Origin of the sequence: Chondromyces crocatus (genome assembly GCF_001189295.1) — a bacterium.
GTDB classification, from domain to species: Bacteria; Myxococcota_A; Polyangia; order Polyangiales; family Polyangiaceae; genus Chondromyces; species Chondromyces crocatus.
On sequence record NZ_CP012159.1, the window covers coordinates 6531709 to 6547524 of the forward strand.

At 68.8% G+C, this 15816-nt stretch carries 14 protein-coding genes; 4 read left to right on the forward strand and 10 right to left on the reverse strand.

Translation table 11 applies throughout. From position 1 onward, the window contains the following. Positions 1 to 32: 32 nt before the first annotated feature. From clpX to CMC5_RS23820, 5 genes are all read right to left on the reverse strand, one after another. Complete coding sequence (clpX, locus tag CMC5_RS23800; RefSeq protein WP_050432575.1) at positions 33 to 1289, reverse strand: ATP-dependent Clp protease ATP-binding subunit ClpX; 1257 nt, start codon at positions 1287 to 1289, stop codon at positions 33 to 35. A gap of 310 nt (positions 1290 to 1599) precedes the next feature. After that, positions 1600 to 2241, reverse strand: a complete 642-nt coding sequence (locus CMC5_RS23805) for an ATP-dependent Clp protease proteolytic subunit (protein ID WP_245677712.1) — start codon at positions 2239 to 2241, stop codon at positions 1600 to 1602. Between the two features lie 290 nt (positions 2242 to 2531). Further along, the gene (tig, locus tag CMC5_RS23810) at positions 2532 to 3800 is read right to left on the reverse strand and encodes a trigger factor (RefSeq protein ID WP_050432577.1); all 1269 of its coding nucleotides are present in this window, start codon (positions 3798 to 3800) and stop codon (positions 2532 to 2534) included. Between the two features lie 136 nt (positions 3801 to 3936). Next, positions 3937 to 4101 carry a hypothetical protein gene (locus tag CMC5_RS23815; protein ID WP_050432578.1) on the reverse strand — a complete coding sequence of 55 codons (165 nt, stop codon included), beginning with the start codon at positions 4099 to 4101 and terminating at the stop codon, positions 3937 to 3939. Positions 4102 to 4111: 10 nt separating this feature from the next. After that, positions 4112 to 4483 carry a hypothetical protein gene (locus tag CMC5_RS23820; RefSeq protein ID WP_218920052.1) on the reverse strand — a complete coding sequence of 124 codons (372 nt, stop codon included), beginning with the start codon at positions 4481 to 4483 and terminating at the stop codon, positions 4112 to 4114. A gap of 140 nt (positions 4484 to 4623) precedes the next feature. Between CMC5_RS23820 and CMC5_RS48975 the strand changes: the two genes are divergently transcribed. Together CMC5_RS48975 and CMC5_RS23830 are read left to right on the forward strand one after the other, a co-directional pair. Further along, positions 4624 to 5895 carry a ParA family protein gene (locus tag CMC5_RS48975; protein ID WP_342673898.1) on the forward strand — a complete coding sequence of 424 codons (1272 nt, stop codon included), beginning with the start codon at positions 4624 to 4626 and terminating at the stop codon, positions 5893 to 5895. Further along, positions 5892 to 6791, forward strand: coding sequence for a ParB/RepB/Spo0J family partition protein (locus tag CMC5_RS23830; RefSeq protein ID WP_050432580.1), 900 nt, complete (start codon positions 5892 to 5894; stop codon positions 6789 to 6791). Before CMC5_RS48975 ends, CMC5_RS23830 begins: the two co-directional genes overlap by 4 nt. Before the next feature lie 46 nt (positions 6792 to 6837). Here the strand turns inward: CMC5_RS23830 and CMC5_RS23835 are convergent, their stop codons facing one another. The 5 genes from CMC5_RS23835 to CMC5_RS23855 all read right to left on the reverse strand — a co-directional run bounded on the left by CMC5_RS23835 (position 6838) and on the right by CMC5_RS23855 (position 13116). Next, on the reverse strand, positions 6838 to 7863 hold the full coding sequence (locus CMC5_RS23835) for a tetratricopeptide repeat protein (RefSeq protein ID WP_082362730.1): 1026 nt from the start codon (positions 7861 to 7863) through the stop codon (positions 6838 to 6840). Continuing rightward, positions 7860 to 10616, reverse strand: coding sequence for a [protein-PII] uridylyltransferase (glnD, locus tag CMC5_RS23840; protein ID WP_050432582.1), 2757 nt, complete (start codon positions 10614 to 10616; stop codon positions 7860 to 7862). The genes CMC5_RS23835 and glnD overlap by 4 nt, the downstream gene beginning before the upstream one ends. After that, on the reverse strand, positions 10613 to 11500 hold the full coding sequence (locus tag CMC5_RS23845; RefSeq protein ID WP_063796335.1) for a CheR family methyltransferase: 888 nt from the start codon (positions 11498 to 11500) through the stop codon (positions 10613 to 10615). Before CMC5_RS23845 ends, glnD begins: the two co-directional genes overlap by 4 nt. A gap of 173 nt (positions 11501 to 11673) precedes the next feature. Beyond that, the gene (locus tag CMC5_RS23850; protein ID WP_050432583.1) at positions 11674 to 12375 is read right to left on the reverse strand and encodes a hypothetical protein; all 702 of its coding nucleotides are present in this window, start codon (positions 12373 to 12375) and stop codon (positions 11674 to 11676) included. Positions 12376 to 12828: 453 nt separating this feature from the next. Continuing rightward, positions 12829 to 13116 carry a hypothetical protein gene (locus CMC5_RS23855; protein ID WP_050432584.1) on the reverse strand — a complete coding sequence of 96 codons (288 nt, stop codon included), beginning with the start codon at positions 13114 to 13116 and terminating at the stop codon, positions 12829 to 12831. A gap of 60 nt (positions 13117 to 13176) precedes the next feature. Here CMC5_RS23855 and CMC5_RS23860 point away from each other — a divergent pair, with 60 nt between their 5' ends. Both CMC5_RS23860 and CMC5_RS23865 read left to right on the forward strand, forming a co-directional pair. After that, entirely contained in the window at positions 13177 to 14097 is a 921-nt protein-coding gene (locus CMC5_RS23860; RefSeq protein ID WP_245677713.1) for an ABC transporter ATP-binding protein, read from the forward strand. Between the two features lie 38 nt (positions 14098 to 14135). Beyond that, positions 14136 to 15812, forward strand: a complete 1677-nt coding sequence (locus CMC5_RS23865) for a protein kinase domain-containing protein (RefSeq protein ID WP_050432585.1) — start codon at positions 14136 to 14138, stop codon at positions 15810 to 15812. Positions 15813 to 15816 lie beyond the last annotated feature (4 nt).

The window sequence follows — 15816 nt, forward strand, 5'->3', positions numbered from 1 at the left end:
TTCTGGGGTGGCTGATTGGATGCGGCGGCGCGTTAAGCGAGCTCCGCCTCCTTCGTATAGACGATGATCGGAGGCTCGTGCTTGAGGATGACGTCCTCGCTGACCACCACCTCCTTGATCCCGGTACGCGACGGGATGTCGTACATGATGTCCAGCATCGAGTTCTCGAGGATGGCTCGAAGTCCGCGCGCCCCGCTGGCACGCTCGAGCGCCTGACGCGCCACCGCCGTCAGCGCGCCGCGCGTGAACTTGAGCTTCACGCCGTCCATCTCGAACAGCTTCTGATACTGCTTCACCAGGCTGTTCTTCGGCTTGGTGAGGATGTCGATCAGCGCGTCCTCGTTCAGCTCGTGGAGCGTCGCGACCATCGGCAAGCGGCCGATGAACTCGGGGATGAGCCCGAACTTCAGCAGATCCTCCGGCTGAACCTCGCTGAGCAGCTCACCCAGCTTGTATTCCTTCTTCGACTTGATGTCGGCGCCGAAGCCGAGCGACGCCTGACCGATGCGGCGCTGGATGATCTGGTCGAGACCGACGAACGCGCCGCCACAGATGAACAGGATGTTCGTCGTGTCCACCTGCAGGAAATCCTGCTGCGGGTGCTTGCGGCCCCCCTTCGGTGGCACGTTGGCGACCGTCCCCTCGATGATCTTGAGGAGTGCCTGCTGCACGCCCTCACCCGACACGTCACGGGTGATGCTCGGGTTGTCGCTCTTGCGGCTGATCTTGTCGATCTCGTCGATGTAGACGATGCCGCGCTGCGCTCGCTCGACGTCGTGGTCGGCGTTCTGCAGCAGCTGAACGATGATGTTTTCGACGTCCTCGCCGACGTAGCCCGCCTCGGTCAGCGTCGTGGCGTCCGCGATCGCGAACGGCACGTTGATGATCTTCGCCAGCGTCTGCGCGAGCAGCGTCTTGCCCGAGCCCGTCGGACCGAGCAGCAGAATGTTCGACTTCTGCAGCTCGACGTCGTCGGAGGACACCCGGCTGTCGATGCGCTTGTAGTGGTTGTGCACCGCGACGGAGAGGATCTTCTTCGCGCGGTGCTGCCCGACCACGTACTCATCGAGGATTGCCTTGATGTCGGACGGCTTCGGCACAGGCGTGGAGCCCGCGTAGGGCTCGTCCTTCTCGACCTCCTCCGCGATGATGTCGTTGCAGAGCCCGATGCATTCATCGCAGATGTAGACCGTCGGTCCTGCGATGAGCTTCTTGACCTCCTTCTGGGATTTTCCGCAGAAAGAGCAGCTCAGATTGCCGTTCGAGTGATCGTCCCGCCTTCGCTCCACTTCGACCCTCAGCTGGTGTGATCGCCGCGCCCTGCGATGAGAATTCCGCTCAGGTCCGGGAAACCACGCTCCGATTCTAGAACGGTGTACTTACCGTCGCAAGCGAACGGGGATCGCTTCTCCCCGTCCCTGCGCTCGGGGACGCTCCGATGAGCGAGCCCAGCAAGAACTCGCTCACGCACCGACGTCATCACTTCGAGATCTCGATAGACGGCCAAACCAGCAGGGCGATGCGCACGCATCCGCCCCCCCCATCCGTGGCTGCTGCATGAAGCGACAGACGAATCGTCCTGCGAGCCGCGATCGGCCCCTACTTCTTGCGTGCCGGGAAGACCTCGTCGATGAGGCCGTATTCTTTCGCCTGGGCTGCGCTCAGGTAGAAGTCGCGCTCGACGTCCCGGGCAATGTCCTCACGACCCTTGTTGGTCGCGTCGACGAGGATGTCGATCAGCGTCTCCTTGATCTTCTTGATCTCGCGCGCCTGGATCTCGATGTCCGTGGCTTGCCCACGCGCGCCGCCCAGCGGCTGGTGGATCATCATCCGCGAGTGGGGGAGCGCGTAACGGCGCCCCTTGTGGCCGGCCGCGAGCAGCACGGCGGCCATCGAGGCGGCTTGACCGAGGCACATCGTCGACACCGGGCACCGGACGTACTGCATGGTGTCGTACATCGCGAGTCCGGACGTGACGACACCGCCCGGGCTGTTCACGTAAACCTGGATCTCCTTGTCCGGATCCTCGCTCTCGAGGAACAGGAACTGCGCGATCACGAGGTTCGCGAGGAAGTCATCGATTTCTGCACCGATGAAGACGATCCGGTCCTTGAGCAGACGGCTGAAGATGTTCCACTCACGCTCCCCGCGGTGGGTCACCTCCGTGACCGTGGGGATGATGAGCGCGCGCTCCCGCTCCACCTGCTCGAGGTGCGGCTGCTCCCGCTCAAGGAGGTGCATGGCTTGTGTGCGGTTTTCGACTCGACGGGTCATCCGGTGCTCCGAGGGTTTCTGCCGGTCGTCGGCAGGTCCCTAGAACTGGGCCAGACTCCGCACGACCGCAAGTATTTGGGCGCTGTTCAGGATTCGCAATCGACCGAGGCTGCCGAGCTGGACCTGGCCCGACGAAGGTGCACGCCAGTCACAGCTCGGCTCCGGACGAACATCTTCCGTGACTCGGTCTCGATGGGGCTCTCGGGTCGCGCTCGGTCCCGAGAGCCCTTGACGTGCGGGCTGACAGAGGCTGGGTCTCAGGTCGCCTCGGTGACCTTCGCCGCTGCCTCGATCATGTCGAGGATCTTGTCTTCGAGGATCATGCCGATGAGGATCTCGCGCTTCTTCGGATCGCGGTACTCGGCCTTCACCTTGGCGACGTTCTTGCCGGTCTGCTCGGCGAGCTCCTCGTAGCCCTTCTCGATGTCGGCGTCGGTGATCTTGACCTCCTTCGCCTTCGCGATCTCGGCCATCAGGAGACCAGCGCGCACCTTCATCTCGGAGTCGAGACGGACCCGTGCTCGCAGCTCGGGCGTCGGGTCGATGCGCTGCCCCTGGCGGCGCGCCGCGGCGAGCAGCTCACGCTCGGCGAGCTGTGCCTGCTGATCGACCAGCGACGGCGGCACCGGAATCGGGTTCGCCTTGCAGATCTCGATGACGAGCTGCTCAGCGACGGTGTCGCTCGCCTTCTGGGTAAGCTCCTTCTCCACCTTCGTGCGAAGCGACGTTCGGAGCGCCTCCAGGCTGTCCTCACCACAGTCCTTGGCGAACTCGTCGTCCACCTCGGGGTAGATCCGCTCGCGCAGATCCTTCAGCGTGATGTGGAAGACTGCGTCCTTGCCGCGCAGCTCGGGGTTCTGGTGCTGCGCCGGGAAGGTCAGGGAGACGTCCTTGTGCTGACCTGGCGTCATCCCGTCCAGCGCCTCTTCAATCTCCTTGAAGAGCTGTCCGGAGCCCACCTCGGTCTCGACCTCCTGGTCCTTCTGACCCATGGACTGACCGCTCACCTCCAGCTGGAAGGTGATGGTCGCGACATCGCCCTTCTTTGCCGGGCGCTCCGGATCGGGAGCCTGGAGCGTTGCGTGCTTCTGGCGCAGCGCGGTGACCTCGGCGTCGACCATCTCGTCGGACGCCTTCACCGAAGGACGCTTCACCTCGAAGCCCTCCCACTTCACCTCTGCGATCTCGGGGCGAACCTCGAAGCGAGCCTTGTAGGAGAAGGACTCGTCGGGGCGGAGCTCGGTCGGCGCTATTGCGGGCTGCGACAGCGGCTGGATTTCCTTCTCGGCGAGCGCCTTGTTCAAGGTCGCATCCACGAGGCGCTGGGCGACGTCGGCGTGGACTCGGCCTCCGTACAGGTGCGAGAGCACATGGCGCGGCGCCTTGCCCGGGCGGAAGCCACGGACGCGCGCGGTGCGCTGCAGGAGGGAGTAAGCCTTGTCGACCTCGCTCCGTACCTGATCGGCAGGCACCTCGACGAGGAACTCCAGGAGCACGGGGGACAGCTTTTCGACGGTGACTTGCATGGCGTATGAGGGCGGTCCTCGTGCCACGCGCCGCCGAAAGGGTCAAGACAGCCGTGAAGTCCGTGAAAAAAAAGGAGCCCCGGCGGAGAGGCGTCCGCCGGGGCTCGGATCCCGGGAAGGATCACAGGGAAGGCTTTCAGTAGTCGTCGTCAGAGCCGTCGAAGCGGTCTTTCTCGAAGTCGAGCTCCGCGTCGAAGGCCCCCTCTTCCACGATGTCTTCCAGCGAGAAGCTCACGCGGCTGGGGCAGAGGTAGTCACGCTCGAACTCGGCATAATTTCGGTAGGTCCTGGGCAGCGTCATCTGTGTCTCCTCACGGCAACGACACGGCAACCACCGAGACGACACGCCGATGGGGTCGGGCGGCTCGGTACAGCAGGGGCTCTGATCCGGCGGAGAGAGGCTGGGTGGAGCGAACGAGCGGGATCACCGGCGCGAACGTCGCGCTGGCGTCGACGCCGCCACGGCTCCAGAACCCTCGCGACAGGATCCGGTCGACCGACCCCCCATCGAGAGACGAAGTCAGCACCTCACCGAGCCGGAACTGCTGGGTAGGCTGCCGAGCAGGACGCCGCGCCGTCGGGTTCTCCCCGCGACCCCGCTTCCACCTCGACGGTGCGACGACCACCAGCCGACCTGGTATCCCAGCAGCCGGCGACCCACTCACACCTACATCCAGCGACATGTCGGTCACTGTAGAGGCTCTCCCGTGGTCGGTGAAAATTCCTGCGTTGATTCATGGGGTGATGGTGTGGTGTAGAGCGTCCCCGCATCTTTCAGCGAGGAGCCGCCTCGTGTATCTGCCTGGGCGGACGCGACATCACGATGCCCGCACCCCGAGATGGGGGCTCGCCCGCCAAGCAGGCTGCAGCCACCCCGAAACCCCCGACGCTGATCTTCGCCGTAGCCAACCAGAAGGGAGGCGTGGGGAAGACCACCACGGCCGTCAACCTGGCCGCCAGCCTGGCGGCTGCCGAGCACCGCACCCTCCTCGTGGACTGCGATCCTCAAGGGAACGCTTCCAGCGGCGTGGGCGTGCGGCCCCGCAGCATCGAGCTGTCCATCTACGACGTGCTCATCGGCCGCGCGGCGCTCTCCCAGGCCACGCTCCCCACCGAGGTGCCCCTGCTCGAGGTCATCCCTGCCACGCAGGATCTGGTGGCCGCCGAGCTGGAGCTGGTCGACGCCCCCGATCGCGCCAACCGCTTGCGTGACGCCATCCGCCCGCACGTCGGCGACTACGCTTTCGTCGTGCTCGATTGCCCCCCCTCGCTCGGCCTGCTCACGCTGAACGCGCTCACGGCCGCCCACCGCGTCATCGTCCCACTGCAGTGCGAGTACTTCGCGCTGGAGGGACTGACGCACCTGATGGCCACCATCGACCGCGTGCGGAGCGTGTTCAACCAGGAGCTGACCGTCGAGGGCATCGTCCTCACGATGTACGACGGCCGAACCTCGTTGACCCACCAGGTGGCCGACGAAGTGAAGGGTCACTTCCGGGTGTTCAACGCGATCATCCCCCGCAACGTGCGCCTCAGCGAGGCCCCCTCGCACGGCAAGCCGGCGCTGCTCTACGACGTTCAGTCGAAGGGAGCCCAGGGCTACCTCAGCCTCGCCCGCGAGATCCTGGAGAGCCACTACGGCCCGATGAAGCGGCCGCGCGCCAAGCCCGCAGCGAAGCCGACAGCACCCGAGGCGCAGAAGTCGGCCACCACCAGCGCGGCGACACCTCCCGCCACCAACGCGCAGGAGCCGGGCGCAGAGAAGCCAGCGTCTCCTGAAGCCCAGAAGCCGCCCGCCGCCAGTGCGACGAAGGCACCCGTCACCAGCGCCCAGGAGACGAGCGCCGCGAAGCCCACGTCCGCCGAGGGCTCCAGGCCAGCCGCCGCACGAGCAGCCAAGACCCCCGTCACCGAGGCGCCCAAGGCCCCCTCCACGAGCGCCGCGAAGACTCCCCTCGCCGAAGACACCAAGGCTCACTCCGCCAGCGCAGCGAAGCCCCCTGTCACCGAAGCTCCGAAGCCGCCCGCCACCGGTGCGGCGAAGTCCGAGCCCGAGCGACGCCCCACGCCCAAGGACACCCGATCGCGAACATGAGTGTGGATCTCAAAGGACAGCGCCGGGCGCTGGGACGGGGGCTCGACGCCCTGCTGCCCGCCCCCGTCGCTGCAGGCACGGCCGAGAGAAGCGTCTTCCTGTGCGCGATCGAGAAGATCGTCCCCCAGAAAGGCCAGCCGCGGCAGTACTTCGACGAGACGGAACTCAAGGAGCTGACCGCCAGCATCCTGGAGCACGGCCTCATCGAGCCGCTCGTCGTGCGGCGAGGGCAGCCCAGCACCGACCAGTTCGAGATCATCGCCGGGGAGCGACGCTGGCGCGCAGCGCAGCGCGCCGGCCTCCGCGAGGTCATCGTGGTGGTCAAGGACGTCTCCCCCAAGGAGGCATTCGAGCTCGCGCTCGTCGAGAACGTCCAGCGCTCCGACCTCAACCCGATCGAGCTCGCCGAAGCCCTCGATCGCCTCCTCCGCGAGCACGGATACACCCAGGAAGTGCTGGCGGAGCGGGTCGGCAAGGAGCGCTCCACCATCACCAACACCCTCCGCCTCCTCAAGCTCCCGCAGCGCATCCGCACCATGGTGATCTCGCGCGAGCTCAGCGAAGGCCACGCGCGCGCGCTCCTCGGCGCCCCCGACGACAGGGCGATGGAGGACATCGCGGACCGCACCATCCGGGGCAAACTCCCGGTGCGCAAGGTGGAGACGCTGATCCGCAACGCCAAGGCCCGCGCGGCCGAGCGCTCCAGCGACGACACGCCCGAAGAGAAGGCCAAACCCCCCGCGAAGGCCGCGTCCACCCGGGACCTCGAGCAGCGCCTCACGCGCCGCCTCGGCACGAAGGTCGAGGTGCGCGATCAGGGCGGCAAAGGCGAGCTGGCCATCCTGTACAGCTCCCTCGACGAGCTGGACCGCATCCTCGCGCTCCTGGAGCGCTGAAGACGGGGGCGACAGGGCGGCCGCACGCCCTGCTCCCCCGGGCCCGTCACTTCTTCCCCAGCTCCTTCATCTTCTCGCGCGCGCGCTTCCCGATCTCGGAGTCGCCCCCCACCTTCGAGGCCTGATCGAACGCCGCGAGCGCGTTCTGCGTCTTCTTCTCCCCCAGCCACGACATGCCCAGGTAGTAGTGCGCCGGCGCGAATTTCGGGTCCGCCTTGATCGCCGCCTGATAGTCCGCGCGGGCTCCCGGCTCGTCCTTCAGCTCGTGGCGGCAGGTCCCGCGACGCACGAAGAGCTCCGCCGCGTCCGGTTTGAGCTGGATCGCCCGGTCGAACGCCTTCACGCAGTCCGCATAGGCCCCGGCGGGCCCCAGCATCCGGCCGACGCTCGCGATCAGCGCCACGTCGTCACCAGCGCCCGCCAGCGCCTTCCGGAGCTGCTCCGCCGCCTTCTCTCCTTGCTTCGCCTCGAGCAGCATCCCCCCGTAGGCGAAGTGCAGCTCCGGGCTCGCCCCCTTGCTCAGCGCTGCCTCGTACTCCTTGCTCGCCTTGTCGTAAGCCTTCTTCAGGCTGTAGGCGTACGCCAGGTTCTGGTGCAACCGCGTCGCGTCGGCGGCCTTCGCCACGGCGGGCGTCATCGCCGCGATCGCCTCGTCCGGCCGCGCCGGCTCCTCCAGGTAGATCGCTCCCAGGTTCACCGCCGCCTCGGCGAGCGTCGGATCGATCTGGAGCGCGTGCTTGTAGTGCTTCTCCGCGCCGGCGAGATCCTCGGTCTTCTCGCTCACGAGGCCCAGGTAATACGCCGCCTCGGCGCTGTCCGGCTTCAGCGAGAGCGCTTGCTCCAGGTGCGGCTTCGCCTCCGCGAAGCGCTCCGCCTTGATCTCCTCGATCCCTTGCGCGAGCGCCTTGTTCGCCGCACTGGCCGACGGGCTCTCCTCCGCGCCGAGCGGCGGATCTGCCACGAGCGGCTCCTCGGGCGGAGGCTGCGACGCGCCACACCCCACCACCACGAAGAGTCCACCGACCAGCGTCGCGACCCCTGCCCGACCCCTGTTCCCGTTCCGCACCCTCATCCGACGATCCCTTCCTCTCTCTCCGTCTCGCGCAGCACCGCCTCGATCCGCTCCCGGATCTCGGCCGTGCGTCGCCCTGGCGCGATCTTCTCCCCCCCCGCTTCGTTCACGTAGAACACGTCGGCCACCCGTGTCCCCTCGGTGTTGATCTTCGCCACCGCGATCGAGAGCCCCACCTGGTACAGCGCGTCGGAGATCGTGAAGAGCAACCCTGGCCGATCCCGGGTGAAGATCTCCAGCACCGAGTGCCTCGGCGAGGCCCGGTTGTCCACCTTGACCTGGGTCCGCACCCGCGGCGACTTCCGCTCCCGGAACGACGCCGCCCGCTGCTGCACCAGCGCCGCTCCCTCCACCTCCCCCGAGAGCACCGCGTGCATGTCGCGAACGAGCTTCGGGATCGAGCGCGCCACCCCCTCCACCCCATCGCCCCGATCACGCACCCAGAAGAGATCCACCGCCTGGATCTGCCCCGCCCCCGTCGTCCGCGAGTGGATCTGCGCCGCGTGCACCACCAGACGCGATGCGGCGATGGCCGCGGTGAGCGCCGCGAGCAAGCCGGGACGATCCCACGCCGCCACGCACAGCTCCGCCGCCTCTGGATGACGCGACGGCACGAGCGCAACCCTCGCCAGCGCCTGCGAGCGCTCTTGCTCCCACGCCACCGTCGCGTGTGCCGCGATCGCCGGCGCCCCGTTCGACAGCAGGTAACGCTCGGGCATCGAGGCCAGATAATCCCTCGTGAACGCGTGCAACTCCGCCCGCTCCGCCTCCTCCGCGAGCGGCACCGACGCCACCGCCCGCGTGGCCTCGGCCACGGCCCGATCGAGCCGCTCGTCGTCGACCACCTGCCCGGCAAGGGAGGCATCCGCCGCCAGGTACAGCTCGTCCAGCATCCGCGCCTTCCACGACGTCATCGACGTCGGGCTGGTCGTCGACAGATCCGCCACCGTGAGCAGGTACAGGTTCCGCAGCCCCTCGCGCCCGTTCACCTCGCGGCAGAACTCGGCGATCGCCGCCGGGTCGTCCAGATCCCGCCGCGTCGCCACGTGGTACATCACCAGGTGCTTCAGGATGAGGTGGCACGCCTCCGCCACGTCCTGCGGTGGCAACCCCAGCCGCGCCAGGATCCCCTGGGCCATCTCCGCACCCCGCTGGCTGTGCTCCGTGCCCCCGATCGCCTTGCCCACGTCGTGCAGCAGCGTCGCCGCGAACAGCACCTCGGGCCGGCTCACCTCCGCCGCCAGCCGGCATGGCAGACCGAACTCCGCCGCCAGATCCCCGCGCGTCACCTCGGCCAGCCGATCCACGGCCGCCACCGAATGAACGTCGACCGTGTACACGTGGTACACGTCGTGGTGGACCCGCCCGACCACCGGAGAGAATTCCGGGATCATCGCCAGCAAGAGCCCCAGCTCGTGCATCTCCCGGATGGGCGAGCCGCTCTTGAGCTGCGTCTCCTTGCACGTCACGAGCAGCGCGAGGAACCGCTGCGCCGCCTCCGCGCTCTCTCGCAGCGCAGCGCAGAACGCGGGCTCCGCCGACGCCCGCGCGATGGCCTCCCGCGTCGGCCCCAGGAGCGGCAACCCCCGCTCCACCGCGACGGAGAACGCGCGCAGCGCGAGCGCCGGATCCGTGCGCAGATCCGGCGGGTTCGCCAGCGCCACGCACCCATCGAAGAGGCGCAGCCCACCGCCCAGATCCTCCTCGTGCCGCCGCCGTCGCGTCAACGTCGGCGTCGCGCGCGTCAGGAGCATCTCCAGCGTGCGGGAGATGGTGCGAGCGCTCCGGTAGTAGTCGCTCATCATCCGCTCCACCGCTTCGTCCCCGGCGCCGTAGCCGAGCGCCGCCGCGCACGCCTCCTGCTTGTCGAACGTCAGCCGATCGTTCCGCCGGTTCGCCCCCGCGTGGAGCAGGTTGCGCAGCCGCCACAGCGTGTCCTCGGCCGCCCGGATCTCTGCCGCCTCCCGCGTGACCAGCGCCCCGAAGCGCACCAGCGCCTCCACCTCGCCCGCGCCCCAGCGCGCCTTGCTCGCCCACCGCGCGATGTCGAGATCCCGGAGCCCCCCTGCCCCGTTCTTCACGTCCGGCTCGAGCAGGTACACCGACCCACCGAACCGCGCGTGCCGCTGCTCCACCTCTTGCCGCAGCCGCTCGATGAACAGCGGCAGCTCCGAGTGCGCGAGCAGCCCGGTCACCGCCCGCTGCCAGAGCGACTCCGACAGATCCCGATCCCCGGCCAGGTGCCGCCAGTCCAGCAGCGTCGTCGCCGACGGCAGATCATCGCGCGCCGACGCGATCAGGTCCTCGATGCTCACCACCTGGTGCCCCACCGAGACCCCCATGTCCCAGAGCGGATACAGCAGCGACTCCACCACCGTCGCCGCCTCCTGCACGTCGCGCGCGATGATGCGCAGATCGAGATCGCTGCGCAGCGCGACGGCGCCTCGCCCGTAGCTTCCCACCGCCGCCAGGGCCACCTCGTCCCAGATGCTCCGCTCCGACGCCCCCCATCCCCCCTCGCGCGGCTCCCGCGTCGCGGAGAACAGCCTCACCAGCAGATCGTCCACGAGCCGCGCCCGCTCCCGCCCGAGCGCGATCCCCACCTGCGCGATCGCCTCCGCCGACGCCTCTCCTGGCACGGCGACCACGCGCGTCACCTGCTCGTCCAGCGCCGCGCGCCCCTCGGCATACGCCGCCCGCAGCTCGGCCACCGCCGACGACGGCCCCGCATGCACCCCCACGACGAAGCTCATTTGCCGCCTTCCTGACCCCCGTGAGGCGGAGGCCACGTCAGCGGCGGTGGCGGCTCGCTCCCCGTACGCGCGCCGACCCGGAATGCCGTCACCCCCGACGCCAGGCGGGCCGTCGCGATCCCCACCCCGCACAGGCGCGGCACCTCGCTCGCCGCCGTGAACAAGAGCCCCCGCGGATCCAGCTCGGCCATCAGCCGCCGCGCCACCGCCTCCCCCGCGGGCGAAGCCAGGTACAGCAGCACGTTCTTGAACAGGATGATGTGAAACCCGCCCCGCGGGACCGTCGACACCAGATCGCAGACCTCGAAGCTCACCAGCGAGCGCAGCTCCTTGCACACCTGCAGCGCCGACCCGTCCACCTCACAGTAGCGCCGCACGTATGCTGGCGGCAGGTGACACGCCGCCTCGGCCGAGTACGTCGCCTCCCGCGCGGCCGTCACCGCGTCCTGCGACCGGTCCACCCCGAGCACGCTGAAGCGCCGCCCCGCGCTCGCCAGCACCATCGCCAGCGTGTACGCCTCTTCCCCCGTGCTGCATCCGGCGGAGAGGCCCGCGATCGGCCGGTTGGGCAAGGTCGGCACCACCGCGCTCGCGATCGCCTCCCAGGCCAACGGATCCCGGTAGAACCGCGTCTCTCCCACCCGCAACGCCGCCACGATCTCTTCGACGGCCGACTGGTTGCGCCGGAGACGCTCCGCCGCCAGCAGCGCGCTGACCCCGAGCCGCTCGGCCTGACACTGCAAGATCGTCAGCACACGATCCCGCACCCAGCCCGGTGCAGCCATGGCCCGCCCCACGCCATGGGTCTGCTCCGCGGCCGCGAGCGCGAGGTCGACCGCGCGATCGACCTCCTGTGACGTGACCTCACCCTGGGGCATGCCCATCCGGGGGCGCAGCTTATCACCCCCTCATCGCACGGGTACCCTGACACAAGGGGATTCCGAAAACATCGAGCTGCCCCGAGCACGGCCTGTCGGGGGCGAACCGACGCATGCTCGGGAGTCAGCCCCCCGGATGCTCGGGGCCGGGGAGCGGTCGACGCCTCCGGACGCGGCGATCAGTCCACGAACATGATGGGCGTCGGGGGGACGCAGGTCGGCTGCTGGAACGAACAGACATGAAGATCGAGGAGCTCGCCGTCCTCGCGCAGGACGAACTCCTGCTCACCGGGAGCCACGCCTTCTCGTTGATGCACGGCATAGACGTGCGTCCCCTCCAGGAGCCCTCCGGGGAGCCGGTCGAAGAGCGGCATCTTCTGCTCGGCGGCCGCTGACGCCTGCGGACCCACATGCGTGATGAAGGCGGAGCCGACACCGTAGGCCCCGGACAGGTCGTCGACACTCAGGGTTCCATCGCTACCCCCAGGCGCAATCCGGATGCTGGCCACCCCGAAGGTTGGCCAGTCGTGCTCGCAGGTGCAGGGCGCCGTGTCGAAGCAGTCCCACATACAGTTCAGGGACTCGTAGGGCGGAGGCGAGATCACGCTCAGGGGGATCTCGACGCGCGCCGCAGCCCCGTCGAAGGCTTGATGGTACGCGATGGCCATGGGTACGATCCGGTTGCTGTAACCGCTGGCTTGCCAGACCACGGCCACGCGGCCTGACGCGATCTCGAGGCCCTCGGCGACGGGCTTCACATCGAAGCACAGAGAATCCGACGGGCAGGGCGTATCGGGCGTCGCGGACGCGTTCGGGTCGTCACCGCTGCATCCTGTGAGGGTCGCCAGCAGCGAAACGGCAAACAGGGCTCGTGCACTCATCGGGTCGCCTTCCTTGTGGTTCCATTCACGTCCGCTGCTCTCGACGGCGTGCGCAGGCTCCTGCGCCCGCGGCTGGAGAGCGCGGTTCTGTCGGACGCACTCAGCACGTGTCGTGCCGCGGAGACGAAACGGCTCGAACGACGGGCATCCAGCGAGACCCCGGACAGGATGACGCCTGACGGAGGCAGATGTCGACGTTCGCTGGCGGATGTGTCGACCGTCGTTGATGCGGTGAACGGACCACAGAGGCAAGAAAGGCTCAGCGAGGATCGCACAGGCGAGCCGTTCGCTGGCCTCGACCCCGGAACACAGGGCTGGGACCACGGCCCACAGCCCCCGCGAACGCGGCTCAGCGTTCGCACCTCCGCCTGGAAGCCCGCGGAGGCCCCGCGCTGCGACCGGAATGGCCGCCCGTCGGCCCCCGGAGCCCCGCTAGCCCCGCTCCCGGACGCCTCAGCCCAGGAACCCGGCGCGCCGCGCCCCGCCGGACTTCGTCCCCCCCTCCAGCGCCACGGCGAACACCGCCTTTGCCGGCACCAGGAACGTGTCGCCCTTCGAGGTACGGGCCCGCACCAGGGCGCCGGTGACCAGCAAGGCCTCCACCCGGGTCACGTTCAGCCCTACCCCCTCGTGCGCCGCGTGGAGCGTCAACGTCCGCCCCTCCGGCAGCACGGTCCAGCCGTCCTTCTCCGTCTTCGCCTCGGCCGCGTCGAGGGCCACCTTCAGGATCTCGTCGATCATGGGAGCGGTTTCCGCCTCGGCGGCTCCCCTGTCAAGCGGCGTGGTAGCCTCCGGCCGACCATGTTGTTCAAACGGAAGGCCCCTCCCCCTCCGACAGGGGCCCAGGACGGCGGAAAGGGGCCCCCTGAAGGCCGCGCCATGCCCCCCGGCTGGCTCGACGGCGACCACCTCTTCGTCGACGACGTCAAGAAATCGTTCGGGTCGACCCACGTCCTCCACGGCATCACCATGCACCTCCGCCGCAAGGAGACCGCGGTCATCATCGGCGGCTCCGGCGCGGGCAAGACCACGCTCCTGCGCATCCTCATCGGCCTCGAGCGCGTCAGCAGCGGCCACATCTGGGTCGACGGCGAGGACATGGGCGCCCTCGACGACTACGAGATGAACCGCATGCGCCAGAAGTTCGGCATGGTCTTCCAGTATGCCGCGCTCCTCGACTCGCTCACCGTGTTCGACAACGTGGCCTTCCCCCTCCGCGAACACCGCAAGCACATGAGCCGCAACGACATGCGCGACAAGGTCGTCGGCATGCTCAACATGCTCGGCCTCGAGAACAAGGAAGAGCGCACCCCCTCCGAACTCTCCGGCGGCCAGCGCAAGCGCGTCGGCCTCGCGCGCGCCTTGATGCTCGAGCCCGACATCCTCATCTACGACGAGCCCACGAGCGGCCTCGACCCGCTCACCAGCCGCATGGTCGACGACCTCATCGAGGAAACACGCGACCGGTTCGGCATCACCAGCGTGGTCATCTCCCACGACATGGCGAGCACGTTTCGCATCGCCCACCAGGCCTTTCTCGTCGTCCAGGGCCGGGTCATCGCCTCGGGCACACCGGACGAGCTGGCTCACGGCGACAACGAAGAGGCCAAGGCGTTCATCGCCGCCTCGGGCGTGGCGACGGATCGTGTACGGCGAGTCGGTGAGACGAACGATCACGAGGGCGCCGCCGTAACGCATCAGGACCGGAGCGCATCGAAGTAGAGGCGAGCCGCGCCTGCACGGGTAACCTGATCTTGGACATGACCGCCGTCTCCCAGCTCATCGGTCAGACGGTCGCTGGCCGCTTCAAGATCACCGGCGTCATCGGCGAGGGCGCCATGGCGGCCGTGTACCTCGGCGAGCAGGACAGCGAGCCCCGCGAGGTCGCGCTCAAGATCATGCGCCCCGAGATGCTCGGGGACGCCACCTTCGTCGGCCGGTTCCGCCGCGAGGCCAAGGCCGCGTCCCGCCTGGATCACCCGAACACCGTCAAGATCCTCGATTACGGCGTCGACGGCCGCCTGCCCTACATCGCCATGGAGCGCCTCTCGGGCGAGGACCTCTTCGACCTCCTCGCCCGCGAGCAGCGCCTCTCCGAGCGCCGCGCCGCGCAGATCCTCATCAGCATCTGTCGCGCCCTCGAGGCCGCCCATGGCCGAGGCATCGTCCATCGCGATCTCAAGCCAGAGAACATCATGATCGTCCCGAGCCCGCTGGCCGCCGGTGCGGAACAGGTCAAGGTGCTCGACTTCGGCATCGCCAAGCTCGTCGAGACCGACGCTGCCCCCACGAACCCGGGCGACGCCCCGCCTTCCAGCGTCGGCACCGTGACGCTCACCCGCGTCGGCCTCACCGTGGGCACCCCCGCGTACATGTCCCCCGAGCAATGCCGGGGCGAAGCCGTCGACGGCCGCAGCGATCTCTACACCTGCGGCATCCTGCTCTACCTCCTCGTCACCGGGCGCCTCCCCTTCCCCGCCGTCGGCTCTCCCTGGGACATCGCCATGGAGCGCCTCCGCCGCCCCCCACCCGCGCCGAGCACCTACGCCCCGCGCATCCACCCTGCGCTCGAAGCGACCATCCTGACTGCGCTCTCCATGTGGCCCTCGCAGCGCCACCAGTCCGCGCGCGAGCTTCGCGAAGAGCTCACGAACACCCTGCCCGATCTGGCCACCGAGCCGCACAGCGGCCTGGCCTCCATCGCCGTCCTCGACGCCGACACCCTGCCCATCTCCATCCGCAACCGCCAGCGCGCCATGGTCCGCTCCCCCCTCAGCGAGCGCGTGGAGGTCGGCGAGCGCCGTGTGGAGGTCGGCGAGCGCCGTGAGCGCTCGGAGAGCACCCCCCCCGCGGCCGCGCCGTGGCTCCCGAAGCACTTCGTCGCCGATGCCGACGGGACGTCCATCACCCCCGACCGCATGCGGGTGATCATCACCGCCAGCGAGATCGACGCCGCCCTCGATCTGGAGGACGGCGAACCCTCCCTGCGCACCCGCCTCATCCCGCAGTCGATGGCCGAGGAAGCCCTAGGTCACCTCCGCGCCGCGCCCCTTCGCACCGAGCGTTCCCGCCTCGCCCCTTCCCCCGAGCGCTCTCGTTCGGCCCCTTCCCCCGAGCGCTCCCGCGCGGCGCCTCCCCTCGAACGCACGCGCACGACCCCCTCTGCACAGTCGACTCCCCCTCCTCCTGCGCCCGCGCCTTCCCCCGAGCCTCCCGCCCTCGAGCGTCCTCAGCTCGCTCCCGTGCGCGCGCTCCCCGCCTCCGATCCACCACCACGCCCCGAGCTCCAGGCCCCTCTCCAGCGCGCCCACCCCACGACCCGCCCCCCACCACCGAAGCACGTCTCGAGCACCCTCGCCGCGCGCCTTGTCGTCCCCCTCGCCCTGCTCATCGGCGTCGCCCTCGGCCTCCTCGCGTTCTTCCTGATGACCCGCTGACGCC